16 protein-coding genes are annotated in these 24672 nt (G+C 43.1%); 8 read left to right on the plus strand and 8 right to left on the minus strand.

The features are described 5' to 3' along the window. Positions 1-14: 14 nt before the first annotated feature. On the plus strand, positions 15-2597 hold the full coding sequence (locus CDC33_RS16840; RefSeq protein WP_109009438.1) for a CHAT domain-containing protein: 2583 nt from the start codon (positions 15-17) through the stop codon (positions 2595-2597). Between the two features lie 66 nt (positions 2598-2663). Here the strand turns inward: CDC33_RS16840 and CDC33_RS16845 are convergent, their stop codons facing one another. Next, entirely contained in the window at positions 2664-2903 is a 240-nt protein-coding gene (locus tag CDC33_RS16845) for a hypothetical protein (RefSeq protein ID WP_244919251.1), read from the minus strand. A 174-nt stretch (positions 2904-3077) separates the two neighbouring features. On the opposite strand from CDC33_RS16845, the gene CDC33_RS16850 reads away from it, so the two are divergent. After that, a complete protein-coding gene (locus tag CDC33_RS16850) occupies positions 3078-7106 on the plus strand; it encodes a two-partner secretion domain-containing protein (protein ID WP_109009439.1) in 4029 nt (1342 codons plus the stop codon). Here the strand turns inward: CDC33_RS16850 and CDC33_RS37845 are convergent. After that, entirely contained in the window at positions 7057-7284 is a 228-nt protein-coding gene (locus CDC33_RS37845) for a hypothetical protein (protein ID WP_146195828.1), read from the minus strand. The genes CDC33_RS16850 and CDC33_RS37845 overlap by 50 nt on opposite strands. Before the next feature lie 156 nt (positions 7285-7440). On the opposite strand from CDC33_RS37845, the gene CDC33_RS16855 reads away from it, so the two are divergent. The 3 genes from CDC33_RS16855 (at position 7441) to CDC33_RS16860 (ending at position 12734) form a co-directional block, all read left to right on the plus strand. After that, entirely contained in the window at positions 7441-11931 is a 4491-nt protein-coding gene (locus CDC33_RS16855) for a two-partner secretion domain-containing protein (protein WP_109009440.1), read from the plus strand. Between the two features lie 69 nt (positions 11932-12000). Further along, the gene (locus CDC33_RS37850; RefSeq protein WP_146195829.1) at positions 12001-12219 is read left to right on the plus strand and encodes a hypothetical protein; all 219 of its coding nucleotides are present in this window, start codon (positions 12001-12003) and stop codon (positions 12217-12219) included. A 140-nt stretch (positions 12220-12359) separates the two neighbouring features. After that, positions 12360-12734: a hypothetical protein gene (locus CDC33_RS16860; protein WP_109009441.1), complete on the plus strand. Its 375-nt coding sequence runs from the start codon at positions 12360-12362 to the stop codon at positions 12732-12734. Between the two features lie 148 nt (positions 12735-12882). On the opposite strand, the gene CDC33_RS16865 is transcribed toward CDC33_RS16860, so the two are convergent. From CDC33_RS16865 to CDC33_RS16880, 4 genes are read right to left on the minus strand one after another with little or no spacing between them, the layout of a single operon-like run. Further along, positions 12883-13638 carry a DUF928 domain-containing protein gene (locus CDC33_RS16865; RefSeq protein WP_181374042.1) on the minus strand — a complete coding sequence of 252 codons (756 nt, stop codon included), beginning with the start codon at positions 13636-13638 and terminating at the stop codon, positions 12883-12885. 38 nt (positions 13639-13676) lie between these two features. Further along, positions 13677-16013, minus strand: a complete 2337-nt coding sequence (locus CDC33_RS16870; RefSeq protein ID WP_109009443.1) for a CHASE2 domain-containing protein — start codon at positions 16011-16013, stop codon at positions 13677-13679. Positions 16014-16039: 26 nt separating this feature from the next. Continuing rightward, positions 16040-17011, minus strand: coding sequence for a DUF1822 family protein (locus tag CDC33_RS16875; protein ID WP_109009444.1), 972 nt, complete (start codon positions 17009-17011; stop codon positions 16040-16042). 34 nt (positions 17012-17045) lie between these two features. After that, positions 17046-17741, minus strand: coding sequence for a sigma-70 family RNA polymerase sigma factor (locus CDC33_RS16880; protein ID WP_244919252.1), 696 nt, complete (start codon positions 17739-17741; stop codon positions 17046-17048). 745 nt (positions 17742-18486) lie between these two features. Between CDC33_RS16880 and CDC33_RS16885 the strand changes: the two genes are divergently transcribed. The 3 genes from CDC33_RS16885 to CDC33_RS16895 all read left to right on the plus strand — a co-directional run bounded on the left by CDC33_RS16885 (position 18487) and on the right by CDC33_RS16895 (position 22978). After that, positions 18487-19455 (plus strand): DUF1822 family protein, encoded by a 969-nt coding sequence (locus CDC33_RS16885; protein ID WP_109009446.1) that lies wholly within the window; start codon positions 18487-18489, stop codon positions 19453-19455. Between the two features lie 168 nt (positions 19456-19623). Continuing rightward, the gene (locus CDC33_RS16890; RefSeq protein WP_109009447.1) at positions 19624-21957 is read left to right on the plus strand and encodes a CHASE2 domain-containing protein; all 2334 of its coding nucleotides are present in this window, start codon (positions 19624-19626) and stop codon (positions 21955-21957) included. A gap of 199 nt (positions 21958-22156) precedes the next feature. Continuing rightward, positions 22157-22978: a DUF928 domain-containing protein gene (locus tag CDC33_RS16895; RefSeq protein WP_109009448.1), complete on the plus strand. Its 822-nt coding sequence runs from the start codon at positions 22157-22159 to the stop codon at positions 22976-22978. A 221-nt stretch (positions 22979-23199) separates the two neighbouring features. Here CDC33_RS16895 and CDC33_RS16900 read toward each other — a convergent pair whose 3' ends face one another. After that, positions 23200-24351, minus strand: a complete 1152-nt coding sequence (locus CDC33_RS16900; RefSeq protein ID WP_109009449.1) for an AI-2E family transporter — start codon at positions 24349-24351, stop codon at positions 23200-23202. A 78-nt stretch (positions 24352-24429) separates the two neighbouring features. After that, positions 24430-24633, minus strand: a complete 204-nt coding sequence (locus CDC33_RS16905) for a hypothetical protein (protein ID WP_109009450.1) — start codon at positions 24631-24633, stop codon at positions 24430-24432. Positions 24634-24672 lie beyond the last annotated feature (39 nt).

Below are 24672 nucleotides of genomic sequence, written 5' to 3' on the forward strand. Positions count from 1 at the left end.
AGGAGGGCAAAAACATGGCAAGAAAAAAATCTAAATTACGGAAAATCAAACGCCTTTTAAGTTTACTGCTGCTTTTGGCTATGTTCTTAGGGGCGGGGTTATTGCCCCCTACTTTCGCACATGTAACTGCGGAAAACTCTAGTCTTCAAAAGTTGTCCTATGCCCATTTGCTGGAACAGGGCAGTAAATTTTATGAAGCTGAACGGTTTGCTGAAGCTGCTACTTCTTGGCAACAGTCTATCTCTGCATTCAAAGCTAATGAAGATAAACTAAAGCTTGCGATCGCACTGGGTAATCTCTCATTAGCTTATCAACAATTGGGACGCTGGTCAGAGGCAGAAACTGCGATCGCTCAAAGTCTCAACTTATTACAAACTGCTAAAAATATAGATAGCAAAGACTCCTCGCAAATTCTAGCCCAAGTCCTAGATATCAAAGGTCGCCTGCAATTGGCTCAAAGCAAAGCTGAAGATGCCTTGGATACTTGGCGAGTCTCATCTGACATTTATACCAAAATCGGCGATACGAGGGCGGTTATTCAAAATCACATCAACCAAGCGCAAGCTTTGCAAACTTTAGGATTTTATCGTCAAGCCGAAAAGACTTTAAGAGAAAGTACCCAAATTCTCCAAAGTCAACCCAACTCAGCTGTTAAAGTTGCAGCCTTACATAGTCTCGGCAATGTCGTGCAAGTCACAGGTGATTTAGAAACATCTCGGCAGATATTGCAGCAAAGTTTAGAATTAGCTTCATCGTTGCCAAATAAAGAAGCGATCGCTGATATTTTCCTCAGTCTGGGTAATACAGCCCGTGTTCAGCAAGACACGCAAACAGCTATAAAATACTATCAACAAACTATTAAAACTGCAACCTCACCCACTACACGCATCCAAGCTCAAGCCAATCAACTAAGACTACTACTGAAAACTGACCAATTCTCAGCTTTCCAAACATTGTCTTCTCAAATTAAAACTCAGCTTAACGACTTACCCCTTAGTCGGACAGCAATTTCTGCCCGCATTAACTTTGCCCAAAGTCTAATGCAATTCCGAAAAAAAACTGCCGCAGACACGGACTCATGGTTGGACATTGCCCAATTACTAGCAACTTCTATTGAGCAAGCAAAAAGTTTGCAAGATAAACGCACAGAATCCTATGCTCTTGGTGTTTTAGGGCAAGTGTACGAACAAACTCAACAGTGGTCTGATGCTCAAAACCTCACTCAACAAGCCTTGCTCATCGCTCAAGATATCGATGCTAAAGACATAGGCTATCAATGGCAATGGCAACTGGGACGTTTGCTTAAAACTAAGGGAGATATCAAAGGAGCAGTAGCAGCTTACACAGAAGCAGTTAATAATCTCCAAGCCCTCCGTAGTGATTTAGTTGCTGTCAATTCTGCGGTAAAATTTTCCTTTCGAGAGGAAGTTGAACCAGTTTATCGACAGTTGGTTGATTTACTTTTGCAATCTCAGGATAATCAAGTTAGCTCAGAAAATCTCGCCAAAGCCAGCAATACAATCGAATCACTCCAAATAGCAGAACTAGAAAACTTCTTTCGCAACAACTGTTTAAATGCTCAAATCCGTAATCCCAAAAAAGATCCAACGGCAGCAATTGTTTATCCATTTATTTTGCCAGACCGACTAGAGGTGATCGTTGAGTTGCCTCAACAGCGTTGGTTGCACTACACTACCCCTGTAATTGAAAAAGAATTGGAAACTACTTTAGCGCAACTACAGGAAAATTTACCCAAACCACAGACGCTCCGACAGGTTCAATCTTTATCTCAGAAGGTTTACAAATGGCTGATTCAACCTGCTGAAGCTGCCTTAGCTGAGACTAAGATTCCTACTTTGGTGTTTGTGCTGGATGGTTGGTTGCGAAATATTCCGATGGCAGTTCTCTACGATGGCAAACAGTATCTAGTTGAGAAGTATAACATTGCACTTACCCCCAGTTTGCAACTGATTGAACCCAAACCATTGGAGAAAGGATTAAAAGCAATAGCCGCAGGATTAACTGAAGCAAGTTCGGGATTTTCTGCATTACCCAACGTCAAACTTGAATTAGAACAAATCCGCTCTCAAGTTCCTAGCAGCATCCTTCTAAATCAAGAATTTACTAGCAAAGCTTTGCAAAACCGGATTAATTCTTTATCTTTCCCTATCGTTCATCTTGCAACTCATGGTCAGTTTAGCTCTAAGGCTGAGGAGACATTTATTGTCGCTTGGAATGAGCGTATTTATGTGAAAAAGTTAAATGAGTTAGTACGAACGCTAGAGCAAAATAGACCCGAAGCGATTGAGTTGCTTATTCTTAGTGCCTGTCAAACAGCAGCCGGGGACGAACAAGCTGCACTAGGAATTGCTGGTGTCGCTTTTCAGGCAGGCGCACGCAGTACGATCGCTTCTTTGTGGAACTTGGATGATGAATCTACTGCTGTGTTGATGAATCAATTTTACCAAGAGTTAGCTAACAAAAACCTGACTAAAGCTGAAGTACTCCGTCGCGCCCAGCTAGCTCTTTTGCAAAATCCCAAATACAAACGTCCCAGGTTTTGGGCCCCCTATGTTCTTTTGGGTAATTGGCTTTGAGTCACTCTCGCCATTTCATGTGGTGGGATTCAGGCTAGAGTTGGAGTTAACTTTTTATCCATTTACTTACGCAGATGCGATCGCATTGGCTGACAATTCAATTGTATTGGCTAACAATGCGATCGCATCAACTGACAATTCGATTGTATCGACTGACAATGCCATTGCATCGACTAACAATGCCATTGCATCGACTAACAATGCCATTGCATCGACTGACAATGCCATTGTATCGGCTGACAATTCGATTGTATCGACTGACAATGCCATTGCATCGACTGACAATTCGATTGTATCGGCTGACAATGCCATTGTATAAATTTATGTAAAGAAATGAGCAAGTTTTGCGTAAAACTAATGCGATCGCAACTGAGAATTATCTAGAGGTGACTGCAACCACCGTAAACCCACAACATTAGTAGTGTGACATAACCAAAAGTTTAGCGATCGCAGTTTGCTTAGAGGGGTAGAATGTCCAAGATGAGTATTCGTTGGGGCTGGTTTTTAGGAATTGCAATATGTGGTTCAAGCATTGGAAGGACAAATTGCGCTTTTGCCCAAATTATCCCGGATGGGACTTTACTTAATAACTCTACTGTCAAATTAGAAGGGAACAACAGCATCATTGAAGGAGGAACCCAAGCAGGTGGCAACTTGTTCCACAGCTTTCGGGAATTTTCTGTACCTCCTAACGGCGCTGCTTTGTTTAATAATGCTGCGGATATTCAAAATATTATCAGTCGAGTAACGGGTGGGTCAGCTTCCAATATTGATGGGTTAATTTACGCTAATGGCATAGCTAATTTATTTTTGATAAATCCCAATGGAATTGTATTTGGTAAGAATGCTCAATTAAATGTTGGTGGTTCTTTTGTAGCGAGTACAGCGAATGCACTGCAATTTGGAAATCGAGGATTTTTTAGTGCTAGTGAGAAAAATATCCCTTCACCGTTGTTGACTATTAATCCTTCAGCATTGCTGTTTAATCAGATTAATCAAAACGCAGTGATTCAAAATAACTCAGTTGCACCCGCAGGACAAGATCCAGCAGGCTTTGATGGATTTGGTTTACGAGTAGCAAATGGTAAGAGTTTACTGCTAGTAGGTGGGAATATCAACATGGATGGGGGAGGATTAAATGCTAATGGTGGACGAGTTGAGTTAGGAGGATTGAGCGAACCTGGGACTGTCGCGCTGGGTGTAGATGGCGATAATCTCAGCTTGAGATTTCCTGAGAATGTGACGCGAGCAGATATATCTTTTACTAATAGGGCTGGTGTTTTTGTAGAAGCTGCTGGTGGCGGTAATATTGCAGTCAATGTTAAGAATCTAGAGATATTGGGAGGAAGTATTTTAAGCGGTGGTATTGGGCAAGGTTTGGGGACACCTAAAACTGTCGCGGGAGATATTACGCTAAATGCTACCGAGGAAATCAAAGTTGCTGCTGGGAGCGTAGTTCGCAATCTTGTGCGCTTCGGATCACTTGGCAATGGAGGTAATATTACTATTGACTCCGGTTCTTTGTCGTTAGGCGATCGCGCTCAACTTGAAGCCTCAACTTATGGACAAGGAAATGCAGGGAATGTGAAAGTCAGTGCAAAAGATGCTGTTTCCCTTGTAAACAGTAACATCTTCAGCAGTGTGGAACGAGGGGGTGTCGGTAAAGGTGGCAATATCGACATTAATGCTGCAACCATGTCACTTATTGATGATGCTCAACTAGTAACCCTTACTCGTACTGCATCTGCTACTCAGCCAGCAGGGCGGGGGGATGCGGGGAATGTTAATGTTAATGTTACAGGTATTGTTGATATTGCTGGGGGACAAAATGGTGTCAGCGGGATTGGCAGCTTAGTGCAACCGGGAACAGTTGGTAATGGGGGTAACATTACTATCGATTCTGGTTCTTTATCGTTACGAGATGGCGCTCAACTTAGTGCCTCAACATTTGGAGAAGGAAATGCAGGGAATGTGACAGTGCGTACACGAGATGCTGTTGACCTTGCAGATGCTTTAATCTTAAGTACGGTTGCTGAAGGAGGTGTAGGCAAAGGTGGTAATATTGACATCAATGCTGCCAAAGTGTCACTAATTGATGGAGCTATTCTGACAACGGAAACTTCTGGACAAGGAAATGCGGGTAATGTAACAGTGAGTGCCAAAAATGCTGTTGACCTTGCAGATGCTTTAATCTTAAGTACGGCTCAATTGGCAACTCTTATTAATGGTGTATCTGATACTCAATCAGCAGGAGGGGGGGATGGAGGTAATATTACTATCAATTCTGGTTCTTTCTCCTTACGAAATGGCGCTCAACTTACTGCCTCAACATTTGGACAAGGGAATGCGGGTAATATAACAGTGCTGGCAAAAGATGCTGTTAACCTTGCAAACGGTGGCATTTTTAGTCAGGTTTATGTAGGAGGTGTAGGTAAAGGTGGCAATATCGACATCAACGCTGCAAAAGTGTTACTTTCTGATGATGCCATACTTCAAGCCTCAACATTTGGACAAGGGAATGCGGGGAATGTGACAGTACATGCGAAAAATTCTGTTGACCTTGCAGATGCTAACATCTTCAGTACAGTGGAAGCCGGGGGTGTAGGTAAAGGTGGCAATATCGACATCAATGCTGCAAAAGTGTCACTTACTGATGGCGCTAGCCTGCAAACCACTACTCGTGGTGCATCTGATACCCAGCTAGCAGGATTGGAAGATTCGGGAATTCTTAGTCAGGTGGAAACGGGGACAGTTGCTAATGGGGGTAACATTACTATCGATTCTAGTTCTTTCTCATTACGAGATGGCGCTTTTCTTGCTACCTCAACCCTTAGACAGGGGAATGCGGGGAATGTGACAGTACGTGCGAAAAATGCTGTTGACCTTGCAGATGCTAACATCTTCAGCACAGTGGAAGCCGGGGGTGTAGGTAAAGGTGGCAATATCGACATCAATGCTGCAACACTATCACTAATTGATGGCGCTCAACTGCAAACCACTAGTCGTGGTGCATCTGATACCCAGCCAGCAGGACGGGGAGATGCAGGAAATGTCAATATTAATGTTACTGGTAGTGTTGATATTGCTGGGGGGAAAAACGATTTTCTTCGCAGTGGAATTCGTAGCAATTTAGAAACGGAGACAGAAGGCAATGGAGGTAACATTAGTATCGATTCTGGTTCTTTTTCATTAAAAGATGGTGCTATCCTTACTGCCTCAACCGCTGGACAAGGGAATGCGGGAAATGTAACAGTGCGTGCCAAAAATGCTGTTGACCTTGCAGATAATGCTTATATTCTCAGCACTGTGGAAGCCGGAAGTGTAGGTAAAAGTGGTAATATTGATATCAATGCTGCAAAATTATCACTAATTGATGGCGCTCAATTGCTAACCCTTACTCGTGGTGCATCTGCTAACCAGCCACCAGGACGAGGCGATGCAGGGAATGTCAATGTTAATGTTACTGGTAGTGTTGATATTGCTAGAGAGAAAAAAGGTTTTACCAGTGGGATTCTTAGTCTGGTAGAAACGGGGACAGAAGGCAATGGAGGTAACATTACTATCGATTCTGGTTTTTTCTCTCTAAGTGATGGCGGTGTACTTTCTGCTCAAACCCTTGGACAAGGAAATGCAGGCACAATTAAAGTTAATGCTGCTAATTTTTTCACCATTTCTGGCAAAAGTGCCAACTTTACCAGTGGCTTGTTCGTTAACTCCGAAAGTCCGACGGGTACTGCTGGAGATATTATCGTCACCTCACCTAGAGTTACTTTAGACAACGGTGGCACACTCAACGCCCAATCTGCATCGGGTAACGGTGGCAACATCAACTTACAAACTGATTTACTGCTTCTGCGTCGTGGCGCTTCCATTACCACCACCGCAGGCACAGCAGAAGCTGGTGGTAATGGTGGCAACATTAATATTGATGCCCCGTCGGGCTTCATTGTTGCTGTCCCAAACGAAAATAGCGATATCACTGCTAATGCTTACACAGGCAGTGGTGGGAGAGTAAATATTCGAGCCTTTGGTATCTATGGCATTCAACCCCGCTCTAACCCAACTTCTCTTTCGGATATCACTGCTAGTTCTGAATTTGGTGTAAACGGCACTGTAGAACTTAACACGCCGGATATTGACCCTAATAGTGGCTTAGTCAACCTGCCAACAATACCAGTTGATACCCAAGTAGCACAGACCTGTCAAGCTGGTGGAAATTTAGCTAAGAGTAGTTTTACAATCACTGGACGCGGCGGCTTGCCCCCTAACCCAGGTGAAGCTCTTAACACTGATGCAGTGAAGGTAGATTTGGTGAGTCTCAATCCAAACGCTGATAACCCCGATCGCTCCTTTGTTCCCAGCAAAATAACTACCCCCGCACCAGAACCCATCATAGAAGCTACTGGTTTGGCGCTAAACCAAAAAGGGGAAGTCGTGCTGACAGCAAATCTTCCCACCACTACGCCCCATAGCCCTTGGTTAAAGCCTGCATCTTGCAGAGTAAGTTAATATTAGAGACTTCAATAGGACGCAATGCGATCGCATCAACTGACAATTCGATTGTATTGACTAACAATGCCATTGTATTGGCTGACAATTCGATTGTATCGACTAACAATGCCATTGTATCGACTGACAATTCGATTGTTTCGACTAACAATGCCATTGCATCGACTGACAATGCCATTGTATAAAGTTATGTAAATAAATTAGCCAGTTTTGCGTAAAACTAACGCGATCGCAACTGAGAATTATCTAGGGGTGACTGCAACCACCGTAAACCCACATTAGTAGTGTGACATAACCAAAAGTTTAGCGATCGCTGTTTGCTTAGAGAGGTAAAATGTCTAAGATAAATATTCGTTGGGGCTGGTTTATAGGAATTGCAATATGTGGTTCAAGCATTGGGAGTACAAATTGCGCTTTTGCCCAAATTACCCCAGATGGCACTCTGCCTAATAATTCCATCGTTACACCAGATGGCAGCACCTTGAATATTACAGGAGGAACGCCAGTAGGAAGTAATTTGTTTCACAGCTTTAGTAAGTTTTCTGTGCCTTTTGGCGGCACTGCTTTCTTTAATAATTCTGTAAATATTCAAAATATTATCAGTAGAGTAACGGGTGGGTCACGTTCTGATATTGATGGGATAATCCGCACTAATCCTACGGCGAACCTGTTTCTAATTAATCCCAATGGAATTGTATTTGGTAAGAATGCTCAATTAAATATTGGTGGTTCGTTTGTGGCGACTACAGCGAATGCACTGCAATTTGGAAATCGAGGATTTTTTAGTGCTAGTGAGAAAAATATCCCTTCACCGTTGTTGACTATTAATCCTTCAGCATTGCTGTTTAATCAGATTAATCAAAACGCAGTGATTCAAAATAACTCAATTGCATTCGCAGGACAAGATCCAACAGGCTTTTTTGATGTATTTGGTTTACGAGTACCAGATGGTAAAAGTTTACTGCTGGTGGGTGGTAACGTCAGCATGGATGAGGGACAATTAAATGCTTATAGTGGACGAGTTGAGTTAGGAGGATTGGCGAAACCTGGTACTGTAGCGTTGAGTGTAGATGGCGATAATCTCAGCTTAAGATTTCCTGAGAATGTAGCGCGAACTTCGGTATCCCTTACCAATCAAGCAGGTATATATGTAGAAGGCGCTGGTGGCGGTAATATTGCAGTCAATGCCTTTAATCTAGAGATATTGGGAGGAAGTGTTTTAAACGGTGGTATTGGGTCAGGTTTGGGGACATCTGAAACTGTTGCCGAAGATATTACGCTTAATGCTACCGGGTCAATCAAAGTTGCTGGGAGCATAGTTGCCAATCTTGTGCAAACGGGGTCAAAAGGTAATGGGGGTAACATTACTATCGATTCTGGTTCCTTCTCATTACAAGATGGCGCTCAACTTACTGCCTCAACCGTTGGACAAGGGAATGCAGGGAATGTGACAGTGCGGGCACGAGATGCTCTTTCCCTTGCAGATGCTAATATCTTCAGCAGGGTGGATGCTGGGGGTGTAGGCAAAGGAGGTAATATCGACATCAATGCTGCAACACTATCGCTAATTGATGGCGCTCGACTGCAAACTACTACTGATAGTGCATCTGATACCGAGCCAGCAGGACGAGGGGATGCGGGGAATGTCAATGTTAATATCACTGGCGCTGTTGATATTGCTGGGGAGAAAAACGGTTTTAGCAGTGGGATTTTCAGCCGGGTGGAAACGGAGACAGTTGGCAATGGAGGTAATATTACTATCGATTCTGGTTCTTTCTTTTTACGCGATGGTGCTCAACTTTCTGCCTCAACATTCGGACAAGGGAATGCGGGGAATGTGGCAGTGCGTGCGCTCGATGCTGTTTCCCTTGTAGATAATGCTGCCATCCTCAGCACTGTGGGAACAGGGGGTGTAGGTAAGGGAGGTAATATCGACATCAATGCTGCAACCCTATCAATAATTAATGGTGCCCAAGTATTAACCATTACTCGTGAAGCGTTTGCTACCCAGGCATCAGGACGGGGGGATGCGGGGAATGTCAATGTTAATGTTACAGGCATTGTTGACATTGCCGGGGAAAAAAACGGTATACTCAGTGGGATTCGCAGTAGTGTGCAAACGGGGACAGTTGGCAATGGGGGTAACATTACTATCGATTCTGGTTCTTTCTCACTACAAGATGGCGCTCAACTTGTTGCTTCAACATTTGGACAAGGGAATGCGGGGAATGTGACAGTACGGGCACTTGATACTGTTGACCTTGCAGATAGTGCTGGCATTTTCAGCACGGTGTCAGCAGGGGGTGTAGGTAAAGGTGGAAATATCGATATCAATGCTGCAACCCTATCAATAATTAATGGCGCTCAACTGCAAACCCTTATTCGTGAAGCATCTGCTACCCAACCAGCAGGACGGGGAGATGCGGGGAATGTCAATGTAAATGTTACTGGCGTTGTTGATATTGCTGGACAGAAAAACGGTTTTTTTAGTACGATTAGCAGCGATCTAGAAACGGGGACAGTTGGCACTGGGGGTAATATTACTATCGATTCTGGTTCCTTCTCTCTAAGTGATGGCGCTCAACTTGCAGCCTCAACTTCGGGACTTGGGAATGCAGGGAATGTAACAGTGCGGGCACTTGATACTGTAACTCTAGCAGATGCTTACATCTTCAGCACCGTAGAAGCAGGGGGTGTAGGTAAAGGAGGCAATATCGACATCAATGCTGTAACCCTGTCATTAAAAGATGCTGCTCAAGTGCTAACCCGTACTGATGATGCATCTGCCACCCAGCCAGCAGGACGGGGGGATGCGGGGAATGTCAATATAAATGTTACAGGCGCTATTGATATTGCTGGACAGAAAAACGGTTTTGTTAGTGGGATTGGCAGCAATCTGGAAACGGGGACAGTTGGCAATGGGGGTAATATTACTATCGATTCTGGTTCCTTCTCTCTAAGTGATGGCGCTCAACTTGCAGCCTCAACTTCGGGACTTGGGAATGCAGGGAATGTGACAGTGCGGGCACTTGATGCTGTAACTCTAGCAGATGCTAACATCTTCAGCACGGTAGAAGCAGGGGGTGTAGGTAAGGGAGGCAATATCGACATCAACGCGGCAATACTATCACTAGATGGCGCTCAACTGCTAACCAGTACTCGTAGCGCATTTGCTACCCAGCCAGGAGGACGGGGGGATGCGGGGAATGTCAATATAAATGTTACAGGTATTGTTGATATTGCTGGTGAGAAAAACGGTTTTGTTAGTGCGATTGGCAGCCGGGTGGAAACAGGGGCAGTTGGCAATGGGGGTAATATTACTATAAATTCTGGTTCTTTATCGTTACAAGATGGCGCTCAACTTGTTGCCTCAACTTCGGGACTTGGGAATGCAGGGAATGTAACAGTGCGGGCACTTGATGCTGTTTCCCTTGTAGATAATGCTAGCATCTTCAGCACGGTGTCAGCAGGGGGTGTAGGTAAAGGTGGCAATATCGACATCAATGCGGCAACACTATCACTATTTGATGGCGCTCAACTGCTAACTCTTACTGATGATGCATCTGCAACAGCGCCAGCAGGACGGGGGGATGCGGGAAATGTCAATATAAATGTTACAGGTATTGTTGATATTGCTGGACAGAAAAACGGTTTTAGCAGTGGGATTGGCAGCAATCTGCAAACGGGGGCAGTTGGCAATGGGGGTAATATTACTATAAATTCTGGTTCTTTCTCATTACAAAATGGCGCTCAACTTGCTGCCTCAACTTCGGGACTTGGGAATGCAGGCACAATTAAAGTTAATGCTGCTGATTTTTTCACCATTTCTAGCAACAGTTCAAACATTAACACTGGCTTGTTTGTGAACTCCCAAAGTCCGACGGGTACTGCTGGAGATATTATCGTCACCTCACCTAGAGTTACTTTAGACAACGGTGGCACACTCAATGCCCAATCTGCATCAGGTAACGGTGGCGACATAAACTTACAAACTGATTTACTGCTTCTGCGTCGTGGCGCTTCCATTACCACCACCGCAGGCACAGCACTAGCTGGTGGTAATGGTGGCAACATCACTATCAATGCCCCGTCAGGCTTCATTGTTGCTGTCCCAAACGAAGATAGCGACATCACTGCTAATGCCTACACAGGCAGTGGTGGGAGAGTAGATATTCGAGCCTTTGGTATCTATGGCATTCAAAAGAGCCAATTCCCAACTTCTCTTTCGGATATCACCGCTAGTTCTGAGTTTGGTGTAAACGGTACTGTAGAACTTAACACGCCGGATATTGACCCTAACAGTGGCTTAGTCAACCTGCCAGCCGTACCAGTTGATACCCAAGTAGCACAGACTTGTCAAGCTGGTGGAAATTTAGCTAAAAGCAGTTTTACAATCACTGGACGCGGTGGCTTACCACCTAATCCGGGTGAAGCCCTCAGCGCTGACGCAGTGCAGGTAGATTTGGTGACTCTCAATCCGAAGGGCGATCCCCCCGATCGCTCATATTCTACCAGCAAAATAACTACCCCTGCACCAGAACCGATCATAGAAGCTACTGGTTTGACGCTAAACCAAAAAGGAGAAGTCGTCCTGACAGCAAATCTTCCCAAGACTTCTTGCATAAGTCGGGAAAAGGGGAAGGTGGGGACCCCTCTGGGGATAAGGGGCGGGGGGAAGGGGAAAAGTTCTGTATTGTCCCCTTCCCCTTTAACCTTTACCCTTTTCCCCCTCTTGCAAAAAACACTTTTGCAAGAGGTCTCCACCACTACGCCCCATACTCCTTGGTTGAAGCCTGCATCTTGCAAAGCAATTCGTAATTCGTAATTCGTAATTCGTAATTTAAGAAAGTCAGGTTGCAATCTGGTTTTTATATCGACCTGCAATGCCATTGTATTGACTGACAATTCGATTGTATCGGCTGACAATGCCATTGCATCACCTAACAATGCGATCGCATCAACTGACAATGCGATTGTATCGACTAACAATACCATTGCATCGGCTGACAATGCGATCGCATCGCCTTACAACGTTATTGCATCGCCTAACAATGCCATTGCATCGGCTTACATAATTTACAGCAGTTTTTATGTTTTTAGACCACACTCTTGATTCCTCTGTGCGTCTGGAGCGGCTTTGCGTGAGATAAAAAAGATGTGCTACATTTACCCGAAAATAGCTGTAAAAGCCTCCTGTTATCTTTAGAGTTGTAATGGGTATATTAAATGTATACTTTATTACGGTATAGATATATGCCTACCCAAGATACAACACGCCGTTTGCCTCCTCAATCAATTAGTCAAGATATTACTTCATTGCACGGTTTTCAAACCATCAGCACATACAATACAACCCGTGCTGATGCCTCTGCTGCAAACTTACAGCAAGCTTATCAAACTATGTTGAGTTTTCAACAAGCCGAAATCGAGAAACTAACTTTATACCGTGCTGCGGCTGATGCTGCGCGATTAGCAGAATGGGAATTTCACAATGCTATATTAGCTATGAAAGAAGTTGTGCGCGGGCAATATGGGTCAGACAGCGATCAAGCTCAAGCAGTTGGACTAAAGAAAAAATCAGAACGCAAGCGTTCTAACCGTAAAAAGTCAGTTGCGGCTGTAAGTTAATTAACTTAACCAATGAGTCAGTGTAGAGCATCGCTGACTTTTCTCCAAAAGCGATCGCTTTTCACTGCTAATTCTGGCGTTGCATAGTTGTGGGACAACTGCCATGCAAAGGAAACTCTATAAAATCATCCCACATTTATGCAACGCCCTAATTCTTAAGATTGCAGCACTCTACTTTTGGTTCAGTTGCAAAATCATTCAAACCCACAGCTTTCAACAGCGCCCTCCAAGAAGTATCTTGCGAATTGGTGCGACGCAATTCACTAGCAGCACTCAGCGCTTCATACCAAATACCATTAGCTGCATAAAGATTTACTTGCTGGCTTGGTGTTGCTTTTTCCAATTGAGTTTTCAAAGCAGGTTTTAGTTGCTCCCGTTTTACATAACCTTCAACATTAGCAATAATTTGCTTATCCTTCTGACAGTAGATGTTAAAATACCATCGGTATTGCTTGCCAATCTCTAAAGGTGCTGCAATTGAAGGCAAGCGAAGGTTTATTATTCCTGGTGTCCCCGTTAAAGAAGTTTTGTAAGTAGTCTGATTTTGTGCTTCATCTTCTAGGACAAACTCTCCAGATGCAAAGTCAGATGGATAAGGAACATAGAATACAAAACTAGGATGCTCTCTGATCGTGGTTCCAAACACTAATTCTGAGTTTGAATAAACAGGTACTAAAGCTGTGAGCCGCTTTTGAGAAGAAGTCAGTGGCTTATTCATATCCTGACCACAGCCACGACTACCTGCTTCTCCTCGCTTACCTGGTTCGCCAATATCTTTTGGTGGAGGTGGGGCAGCGAAAATCAATGATTGTTCTAATTGTCCATTGGATGCAGGCTGTGCCTGCACACCTATAGAGCTAAGAAATGTTAAACTAACGGCGAGGAAAATTTGAATCTTTTGCATAGAGAATTTCATCTTTTTTATTCCTCAAGTAGTAAAAATCAGTTGTCGTTGCTTTGTTGTGAAAACAAATAAATTGCCACTGTGCCGCCAGTAGCTACTAAAACCAAAGCTGATGGAACTAGGGGAACCCAAATTCCTTGGTAAAAGAGAATTAAGCAAAAAGCGTATAAGACTCCAAGTACACCTCCTGCTGCTAGTACTAAATATAGTCTTGAGCGATCGCTTGCTGCGATCGCCACTGATCCGGCTGCGGCAAACGCACCTCCAACCACTGACCAACTCCAAACCCACAAAACTTCCCCCCAAACTGGCAAAACAGATATCAAAGGTCGCCCATCCATCACCGCACTCACCAGCTGACTTACCATTTGTGCTTGCAGAACCACTCCTGGTATCTCTTCGGAAAAACCTTGCCCAGTCATGTAAGGGGTAGGACTATAATCACGAAAGCTTTGGGCAGTAGTACCAATGAGAACAATTCGGTCTTTGACTTGTTCAGGGTTGACTTTCCCCTTGAGAACATCTGTGAGCGTGACTTTAGGAGCAATTTCTCCAGGAGAACCTTGGACAGACCGGTAATTAAGCAACATTTGGTAGCCCCGTGTATCCGCTTGTTGATAGCCACCCATCTGAGGCTGCAACCGCTTAAAAATGACCTTGCCTAACTGCAAATCCCCAGAATCAGTGTATTTGGCAGAGATACCTTTTGCCTCTAAATAGTGGAATGCCAATTGGGCATTAAGGGCGTAGCGTGCAGTACAAGGGGAGGTTACGTCTGCTGGTTGCATTGCCAATAAATGACGACGCAGAACGTGGTCTGAGTCTGGGATAATATCACTAAATCCTTGACGTTCTACCGTCACCCCCAAAGGAGCTGAAATTCCAGGACGTTCTTTTGTGAGTTCTTGAACTTTGCAAATTGCAAAAAGCTTGTCATCTGTTTTCAACCTAGTTGCCAAAGAAGCTTGGTTGCGTTGTGATGGCTGATCGTGATAAATATCCAAGCCAATGGCTTTGGGTTCCAAGTGTGCAAGTTTTTCCAAAAGTCTGGTTAGTGCTAGCTCCGATAGCGACCCTCTTCTTTCCTTTTGTTCTGGTAACTGAAAATCTTCTTCGGTGACAGTGATTATCAACAGGCGCGGATCTTGCTTTTCTTGAGGACGCGATCGCATTAATTGATCGTAAGCTTGTAACTCCCATGTTTGCAATCTTCCCATTTGCCGGACTCCTAGCACGCTAATGGTGAGCATCACGCTCATGAGCAATCCCCTTATCAGTAAGCTGCTGTTAGATTTAATTAGGGGCTTTGGCCAAGTCATCGGTATGGCAACAGGATTTTCACAAATTATCGGCAACCAACTTGCCCCTGGAAATTTGTCCTCTAATCCTTGCAGTTTTTCTCTGGCAGTGCGAACTGCAATATATAAAGATACGCCTGAAGAAAAAGCTGCCAGAAAATGTTTTAAAAATGCTTGTGCCACAAGATCCGGCACAGGTTCTCGCATGACAATAATTTGGGGAATATGTAAATCTTGTAGTTCTCGCGCTAATCCCAATCCATCACAGGAGTTGAAAATCGCTAACTGTAACCCATTGGTGACAGCATTTCTCAGGGCATATTTCAGGTCTGCAATCGTTAAACTATCTTTGTCATTGATATAGATGCGACCAGTCTCACCCTCGCTTTTACTATGACCAGCGAAAAATAAAATGTTCCAAGGTTGGTTCCACAGCTGATCGTTGATGCGATCGCGTTGGGGCTGTGTCAAAAAGGTTGTGGTAGCATTAGGTAATTTTTTTAGTAATTCGCAGTCTTCGTCTACATTAATATCAGTTTTATCGCCCAAAACCGCCAATATGTTAATTTTGTGCCTGTAGGTAGATGTCTGCAATCTAGTTACTTGTTCTAACTCTGGAAGACTCAAAGCTACTTCGGCTTTGGTGTAGTCCAAATCAAGCAAATCCCATAGATGCCAAGGAATTTTCTCTAGCTGCATAGAAGCAGTGCGAATCAGCACTCGTACTTCTTCATTGGGCATTAAGTGTTTCAGCCATTTTTCCCGAATCCGCCAAAATGACTCTGACTTTAGCCAGTGATTTAAGTGCGATCGCAACTCACAAGCTTTGTTTTGACACTCATCACGCCGTTGGCTAATAGAACCATCGTAAATAATTTTTTTGGCTTTGAGGCGAGCACTTCCTAGACTACAATAGGTTGACCGCCACTCATCAATTACTTTAGCTATTTCTAGATTGGCAGGTAAATGACCAGAGGTTTCTATGCTGGGGCGTTTGCCATCTTCTCCAATCTCCAGCGTCACCCGCACCCCTAACTCCAAATCGCCATCTAGCTTCAGAACAACTAACTTTCCCATTTGCAGCACCCCTATTGTTTTTCGCTTCAGATGAGAAAACTTTCTATCACGCTAATATTCCCTAAGACTAATTTAATACTAAAACGTTCTCCCACATCGCCACTAAACTGTAATTGAATATTTTTATTACTGCTTCTAGTTTGCGCTTCCATAATAGATTCTCCCTCTACTCCTTCAAAATCAATTACCATCAGTTGAAGATTTGGTGGCAGATAATTTTCTCCCCATATAGGATGCACTTCTACGATAATGTCTATTTCCTGCTGATTCTCTTGAATAAAGCCAACGACTAGAATTACAGATTGAATTATTCCTGTTTTTCCTAAATCAATCAGCTTACCTCTGCTAACAAAAGAACCATTAGCACTTCTTAGATTCCAATCTGCATTAGCCCATTGATTATCAAAGAGAGTTTCAACTTCTTGCCAACCAACCTCAAAAACATTTTCCAACCATTGTTTCAATTTAATTAAAGTCTTGTTGTCAGTGGGCAATTGAGAAACTAACTCAGCTTGCCTCACTTGAGTAAGTTCTTCTAAATACTCCAGTAGATTGTCCAAAGGTTGCAAATGCTTGATTGGTAACAAATCAGTTTCTACCTTTCTGACAAATCCCAGCAGCGTTGCTTCTCGAAATGATTTCTTTATCTGCACAGCCACATAGCCAATTCGATTTGACTGTACTTCAGGCGGTATGTCAATAAATTGTGCATCTTCAAACACTGGGCGACATTCTAACGAACCCAAGTTTTTTAGCGACAAATCAGCTACATCCATAAGTGTTTGCTGTACAGGGTTCCAACTATCGCTTTTGTCTAAGTCTGTCTCAAATCCCATGTATTGTAGATAAGAGTTTACAAAAGACACGGACAAAGTATTGAGATAAACTTGTTCAGCTTTTTTTTGCGTGACTTGTCGCCTACATAACTCTTCTGCTCGATGTCTTCCGTCTGGCGGTATAGGGCCTGTAAATTTTAAAGAATCTGCGATTTTCTCCATATTTTTTGACCAGAGGGTTAAAGTTTCTTAAATATTAAATACATATATATTCTTGGAGTTTCTCAGTAAACTTTTTCAGGCATCGTTGGTAGAAACTATGTAGAGATGTGATTCCAATCCCCCATTCTGCCGAAATCTCTTTCCAGGAAATTCCAGAATATCTTCTTTTAGCTATAGCTTGAAAGTTTGCCTCTGGATGACCTTTTATATGTTCTTTGCCAAAAATAAACTCTGGATCAGATTCTATACATTCTATTATTTGTTCAGATAATGACATTGTTTGAGATTGAGATGATGGGATATTTTCTAGATGAGAGTCTTCAAGATTTATTTCATTTCCTTTGCCGATAACTTTGGGGATAGCTTCTGGAAAAAAGCGTTTACTCAATAGCATGTTTACCCAAGTTAGAACTTCGCCGCGTTCTGGGTCATACTTATTAATATTGTTATCTTGGCAAAGATAGAAAAATAAATTTTGTACCGCCTCATCATAAATATCTTCATAAAGTAGTTGAAATTGGCCTTTATAAGGATGAATAAGTCTACCCGACTGCCAAATGGCATTCATCAGCCGGGTTAAGGCTACCCGTTGTTCCTTAGTTGCCTGTGGGTGTTGTTGGGCTTTGAGCGCTAATTCTTTAAGTTGTACATCTTGTTGTTTTCTCCAGTCATTAGTCATAAAAGACCTCAAGTTCAAACGCACCAACTTGCGAATCTGTATATATCTCATATATAGATTGCGATTTTTACACAAACTAGCCACAATCGTTACAAAACTTTTCGCTCAGAGATTAAAGAAATGTAAGTAAGTATTAATACTGCTTAGTTAAGGAATTCAGAGATTAAAAAAATGTAAGTAGGTATTAATACTGCTTAGTTAAGGAATTTCTTAGTTAAAGGAACTCCAATAAATTATCTAATCTTGTTAGGTGAGCATCTTGCCTACCAGATAAGAGGGCAGTTCGGAAACAAGCTGTTCTGAAGAGAAAAATTACTTAACAATAACCCTCTTGTCTCCCCTATTTACCCTGCTTATCCGAACCAGATTAAATCAGTGAACAGTTAATAATGAGCATTAAGTTGCATAAAAGCAGGGTTAGAACTGCTTGCTACAAGCAAATCAACCTGGAAAAATGAATGACGATTAGCTTAATCATTAGAAGCAGTCAGAGATTTGACCCCGAATGAAACACGCCACTTATATTTTAGGACTTACGCACACTCTACGAATTCTTGGCGCTCTTGGCGTCTTGGCGGTTCGAGAAATTAAGCTTTTTAGCAATTTTTGCGTAAGTCCTATATTTGTAGGGGACTCTGACTTCTAACAGACAAATTAACTGATAACTCATAACTGTTGAGGGCTAGCCCTCAATCCCTAATTATTTTTTTCCAATAATTATTCTTTATTTTGTGGCATAAATTTAGTTAATGCGGGTGATATGTATACAGCAGCATTGATCACTAAGAAGTTCCTTATGAATAACTCCACCTACCAGCTAGACGATTCCGCTTTAACATTGCCAATTTCCCAATCCGCTCGCATAACTGCCCAGCAATTTGCTAACCAGCAGCCAAATTCTGAAAAAGCAGAGCAAGTTCGGCTGAATACCCTGGCTGTGTGGGTGGTGAATGACTACTTAGAAATGATGGATATTCCTACTAACCTCCAAGCTAGTGACTGCTGGAACCCGATTATGCGCCTCTGTGGTGATGTAGCTGATTTAGAAGTGCCCTCAATTGGTCGTCTGGAGTGTCGTCCTGTCCATCGACATCAGCAGATATGTTCCATTCCTCCAGAAACCTGGGAAGAACGGGTGGGTTATTTAGTAGTTCAATTTGATGAATCGCTCCAAGAAGCGAGGCTGCTTGGTTTTATCCCCAGTGTCAAAAATGAAAGGTTGCCTTTAGCGCAACTGCAACCATTAGAAGCGTTTATCGACCACCTGGCCCAACTGCGCCAATCCGTAGCTAGTCCACTAGTGAATTTAAGCCAATGGTTTGCTGGTATATTTGAGACAGGTTGGCAGACTGTTGAATCCCTATGGAACGTGCCGGAACTGAGACCAACTTATGCCTTTCGCAGTGTTGATACTTTGGAACTAAATGCCCTTAACCGACCAGAATCAATTACTAAACGTGCAAAACTGATTGATTTGGGTATCCAAATTCTCAACCAACCCGTCATCTTGATTGTAAAAATCAGCCCAGAAAAGGATCAGCAAACCAGTATTCATCTCCAATTGCACGCTACTGGTAATCACATTTACTTGCCAGCAGGAGTTCATCTCACCGTTTTAGATAGTTCGGGAACAGTATTTCTAGATGCTCAATCTAGAAAATTAGATAACTACATTCAGTTGCAGTTTCGCGGTGAACCTAGAGAGCAATTTAGCGTTAAAATAGCCATAAATGATACAAGTATTACCGAATATTTTAGAATTTAAAACATCTAGCTATTTTCCCTTTTTGTCGATAATTTATTAAGTGGTAATTGGTTAATTAAAAATTCAAGCCAGCTTTTAGGGATTTTGAAAAAAATCTGTAAATGCTTGTAGAGCCTGTTATGAGACAGGAGAACAGGGCATGGTTTCGTACAGGGGATAGCGACGGTCATGGGTAAGTTAGTGGTTCTGAAATTTGGAGAGGGTAGTTTTGAGCAAGGGTTTGCTGTCACCCTCGAAATTGGTGAAGAACACGAGCGTGCTACAACAGAAATTACGGGGAGACTACCTTCATTTCCCGAAATGCCGCTTTATTACAGTCATTGGCAGTCTAGTTATCGCCAGATAGGCAATCGTTATCGTCTCCATGCTGACAAAATGCAGGTGACGAATGTATCGATGATTCAAGATTGCGAAAACGCTTCTCATATTTTGCGGGCCCGCTTTAATACGTGGCTGCGAGCGGAGGAGTTTCGCCCTTTGAGGGAAAAATGGTTAGAAAGATTGTCGTCCACGGAAGAAGTGCGGGTAATTTTGCAAACAGAAAATAGCCAATTGCAGCTATTACCCTGGCATCTGTGGGATTTGTTAGAACGCTACCCCAAGGCTGAAATCGCCCTTTCTTCACCATCTTACGATCGCATTCACAAACCACGCACAAAAAATCAATTAGTCAACATTTTAGCGATTGTGGGCAATAGTCAGGGAATTGACACCCAGGCTGATCAAGCTTTGCTGCAACAGTGTAGTAATGCAGAGGTTAGCTTTCTAGTAGAACCACAACGCAAGGAATTGACTGAGCATCTTTGGGGAAAAAACTGGGATATTCTGTTTTTTGCTGGGCACAGTTCCAGTAACAAAAATGGAGAAAGCGGACGAATTTATCTGAATAAAACTGATAGCCTCACCATTAGCGAGTTAAAGTATGCTCTCAAGAAAGCCATAGAAAACGGCTTGCAACTAGCTATATTCAACTCCTGTGATGGATTGGGATTGGCGCGAGAACTGGCTGATTTGCAAATTCCTCAGATGATCATTATGCGTGAACCTGTCCCAGATCAGGTTGCCAAGGAGTTCTTAAAGTATTTTCTCGAAGGTTTTGCCAGTGGCGAACCTTTATATCAGTCAGTACGCCAAGCGCGGGAACGGTTGCAAGGGCTTGAGGATAAATTTCCCTGTGCGACTTGGCTACCAATGATTTGCCAAAATCCAGCGCAGATCCCACCTACTTGGGATGAATTAAGGTCTACAAAAACTGAAGCACCAAATTTAGGTTTGTCTATCAGACAAAGACTTATGATAACTTTGTTATCTAGTTTGGCGATTACAGGCTTAGTTTGTGGGCCGAGATTGCTGGGATTGCTGGAAAATCCAGAGATTGCAGCCTATGACTTAATGATGCGTCAGCGCCCTGCGGAGGGACTTGATTCTCGACTCTTAATAATCACAATTGACGATAACGATCTAGCAATTCAAAGAAAAAATAACGAGGATTTGATTGGAGCTTCCATTTCCGAAAAATCTCTTAACAAACTCCTGGCAAAACTGAATCAATACCAACCCCGTGCGATCGGCTTGGATATCTACCGTGATTTTAAAGCCAAACAACCAGATTTAATTGCTCGTCTTCAAACAACTCAGAATTTGATTGGCGTATGTAAAGGGAGCGATGTCACAGTAAATATTCCAGGAAATCAGCCGCCGCCAGAAATCCCCACAACAAATTTGGGATTCAGTGACTTTATTCATGATCGCGATGGAGTTATCCGTCGGCATCTTCTGTTCATGAACCAAGAGGCGACATCGTTATGTCCTGCTCCCTTTGCATTCAGTCTAGAACTCGCTTCCCTCTATCTGCGCCCTTCAGGAATTGAACCAAAGTTCACCCGTGAAGGAAATTTGCAGCTAGGTAAAACTATTTTTCGGAACCTGAAATCTCGGACTGGCGGCTATCAAAATATTGATGCCAATGGCGGTCAAGTCTTACTCAATTACCGTTCCCCAAAACAAATAGCCCAACAGGTAAAGCTAACCCAATTTTTATCTAGTCCAATTAACCCCAGTGCTATCAAAGATAAAATTGTTTTGATTGGTGTAGTAGCAAAGGGGGATTCTCCAGACACCTGGCCTACACCTTATGGCGTTCCTTTAGATGAGCAAATGCCAGGAGTGCTAGTACAAGCGCAGATGATCAGCCAAATCCTTAGTGCAGTGCAGGATGGGCGACCCTTGCTGCGGGTTTGGTCACTGTGGGCTGAGGTAGCCTGGATTTGGGGCTGGTCTTTAATAGGGGGAGTCCTGGCTGCTTGGCGAAAGCTTTCCTTCCCTTGGTTGGCATTGGCAGTTATTATTACCTCTAGTGTTCTATATTTAGTCTGCTTTGCTCTGTTAATTTCGGGTGCTTGGGTGCCTTTTGTACCTTCGGCTTTGTCGTTGGTTGTCACGGTTGGCTTGATGTCAATATTTAATTCAACAACAAAAGTTCGGGTGGCTACCCAGGAATAGGGCAATACACTTAGTTAAGAAAATTGATCTGTTAAGGCAGGCAGGGGAAAAGAACCTGATAATTGTATTGGACAGAAGAATTTAGATAATTTAAATTTTGGAGTTTAATAGAGAATGGAGAAGGATTATTTTATGAAATTTTTGGATAACCAGCAGATAAATCTACATACAAGGTTTGCATACTTAAGGGAAGGTTTTTATGAAGTCAAATTCACAACAGATAAAACTGTTTTTAGTAGTAGCTCTTAGCTGCACCAGTTTACTCGTTAGCTTGACTCCAGTACTGGCAAAACCAACTCTTAGTTCTTCACCTAGCGCTCGTGGTGCTAAAACGAACCTTGCTCAAGCTACAGCCTTTAATCAACCTTCGCTTCCATCTGGCCCGCCTCCTGGAGGCCGGGTTCGTGGTGGAGCAAAGCGCGACGGCGGGGATGCATGTCCACTTCCTATTACTAAAACTGACTTGACTGCTTTAGTGCCCTTTACTGAGGAAGATAACTCAGTGATTAATGTCTGGGGACAGACAACGGTAGAACACCCAAGTTGGTTTTTCTACGTGCCTTATACCAAAGATTTGCCCTACGCAGTTGAATTTGTGCTTCAAGATCAGGACTTGAAGGACATTTACAAAGAAGCGATCGCTCTACCAGATAAAGCAGGAGTTATCCGCGTTTCTCTGCCTACCAACGCTCCTGCCTTAGCACTAAATAAACAATATCGCTGGTTTTTAACTGTTAACTGTGACCGCCAAGAGAATTCTCCCCCGACTTTCGTCGAAGGAGTAATACAACGAATCGAACTCAAACCAGCCGCTCTCAAAGAGCTACAAACCACAGAACCTCTAAAGCGCTATGCTATCTATGCCCAAAATGGGATATGGTATGAGGCACTGACGACACTGGCCCAACTGCGCGATCAAAATCCTAAAAATGCAGGATTACAAGCAGAGTGGCGGAATTTGTTAAGCAGCATCCGCTTAGATGATATTGCAACAGAACCGATTGTTTCGGAAAAATTTTAGACGAAGAAACACATTCTCAGCAACTAAGTAGGTAGCCATAATTAAACATAAAATAAAATTCTAGTTGGTAGTGAGCGGTAAATCGACCACTACCAAGTAGGATTTTCAGAACTAAAATCTAAAATTGATTAACCTAATGGTCTGTCCCATTAATTTTGCAGGGCTACTAGATCCCCGACTTCTTCAAGGATACTGCTGGCGAATTAGGGGTCTAAGCTGTTTTAATCTTCTTTTTGCAAGATATCATCATCAATGCGTCGCTCCCGATTAACATCGGGATTTTCTGATGTCCAATTATCATCTCCTCCAAGCGATTCAGGAATTATTACAAGCTCAGTTTCTTTTTTATGGTCATTGCCCCATTCATCCAAAACATCTTTGATGAGTACTTCTTGCAACCAAATCTTAGCAACAACAGTTAGGGGTAGCGCCAGAAATAATCCTAAAAAGCCAAAGAAAGTGACGAAAAATAGTTGGGCAATTAAGGTTACGGCTGGTAGCAATGAGACTTGATGCGCCATAACAACGGGCGTGATGAAATTACTCTCAGCCTGTTGAATAAAAAAGTAGAGAATTAAGACAGCGATCGCTTTCCAAGGTTCATCCAAGAAAGCGATCGCCATTGCTGGTATTACACTCATCGTCGGGCCCAGATTGGGAATTAAGTTAAAGAATCCCGCTAAAACCGCTAAAGCTAATGCTGCCTTGACATGCAAAATTGATAAGCCAATCAGACTCATCAACCCCACTACAAAGATGGCAATTAAAGCGCCTGTAATCCATCCCTCCAAAGAGACTTCACATTTATCTAAAATCCCATCTACCCGCCGCCGATAAAATGAGGGGAAAAGCCGCACAAATACTTTGCGGTAAGCCACGGGGTCGGCTAAGATCATTCCCGTTAAAACCAACACTAGCAAAATCTTGAGGACAACTTCCAAAGACCCAGATACAAAGGCAAAGGAGTTTCCCAATAGCCGATTGGCAAAAGGCTGTGCTTGTTGGATAAGGCTATTGATATCTGGGATGTAGGGAATCAACTGAGTAGGAATATGACTTCTCAGGGCATCAAGCCAATCATTAAAGCGCCCAAACCCTTTAGGAACCTGATAGGTTAGTTCTTGAAACTGCTGTACAAATGGCGGCACAATTAGCCAGAAAAAACCCGCAATAACTGCAAAAAAGATAGCTACTGCGAGGAGGACGGCGAATCCACGCCTCATACCTAAGCGTTGGAAGCGTTTCGCTAGCCGATTTAAGGTGGTGGCTAACACAACTGCGGCAAACATGAGCAAAAGCACTTCCCGAATTTGCCACAGGATGTATAAAGAAAGAACGATGGCGATTAAGCCGATCCATTGACCGAGGTTCACAGGCTAACTCCCAACGGTTGGCGAGATGCAATTTTTTGGTAATTCAGCTAGATTAACTGATTTTAGTAACTTGTGCGTCTATGGTTTGAGTGAATTTTGTTTCTGTGCTTGGAATCGCCACAGTAGCGCGATCGCCATAATCGCGATCGGCAACAATACTATAATTAGCGCGTTGGTTGCTGTCGCCGGAATTGATAGACTTGGCCCTGCGTACTTAATTAATACCGATAACAAAGCTGAGAGTAAAAGCAGTTTCAGAACAAATCCTAGTTGATTTTGCATAAAAGTACGGCATACAAATTTTTGTGGTACACACGAAGC

This window comes from Nostoc commune NIES-4072, assembly GCF_003113895.1.
Taxonomy (GTDB): Bacteria; Cyanobacteriota; Cyanobacteriia; order Cyanobacteriales; family Nostocaceae; genus Nostoc; species Nostoc commune.

Bases quoted from the DNA above. Each gene is read 5' to 3' on its own strand.
- CDC33_RS16840 (WP_109009438.1), top strand. From the start codon at position 15: ATGGCAAGAAAAAAATCTAAATTACGGAAAATCAAACGCCTTTTAAGT.
- CDC33_RS16850 (WP_109009439.1), top strand. From the start codon at position 3,078: ATGAGTATTCGTTGGGGCTGGTTTTTAGGAATTGCAATATGTGGTTCA.
- CDC33_RS37845 (WP_146195828.1), bottom strand. From the start codon at position 7,284: ATGGCATTGTCAGTCGATGCAATGGCATTGTTAGTCGAAACAATCGAA.
- CDC33_RS16855 (WP_109009440.1), top strand. From the start codon at position 7,441: ATGTCTAAGATAAATATTCGTTGGGGCTGGTTTATAGGAATTGCAATA.
- CDC33_RS16860 (WP_109009441.1), top strand. From the start codon at position 12,360: ATGCCTACCCAAGATACAACACGCCGTTTGCCTCCTCAATCAATTAGT.
- CDC33_RS16865 (WP_181374042.1), bottom strand. From the start codon at position 13,638: ATGCAAAAGATTCAAATTTTCCTCGCCGTTAGTTTAACATTTCTTAGC.
- CDC33_RS16870 (WP_109009443.1), bottom strand. From the start codon at position 16,013: ATGGGAAAGTTAGTTGTTCTGAAGCTAGATGGCGATTTGGAGTTAGGG.
- CDC33_RS16875 (WP_109009444.1), bottom strand. From the start codon at position 17,011: ATGGAGAAAATCGCAGATTCTTTAAAATTTACAGGCCCTATACCGCCA.
- CDC33_RS16880 (WP_244919252.1), bottom strand. From the start codon at position 17,741: ATGAGATATATACAGATTCGCAAGTTGGTGCGTTTGAACTTGAGGTCT.
- CDC33_RS16885 (WP_109009446.1), top strand. From the start codon at position 18,487: ATGAATAACTCCACCTACCAGCTAGACGATTCCGCTTTAACATTGCCA.
- CDC33_RS16890 (WP_109009447.1), top strand. From the start codon at position 19,624: ATGGGTAAGTTAGTGGTTCTGAAATTTGGAGAGGGTAGTTTTGAGCAA.
- CDC33_RS16895 (WP_109009448.1), top strand. From the start codon at position 22,157: ATGAAGTCAAATTCACAACAGATAAAACTGTTTTTAGTAGTAGCTCTT.
- CDC33_RS16905 (WP_109009450.1), bottom strand. From the start codon at position 24,633: ATGCAAAATCAACTAGGATTTGTTCTGAAACTGCTTTTACTCTCAGCT.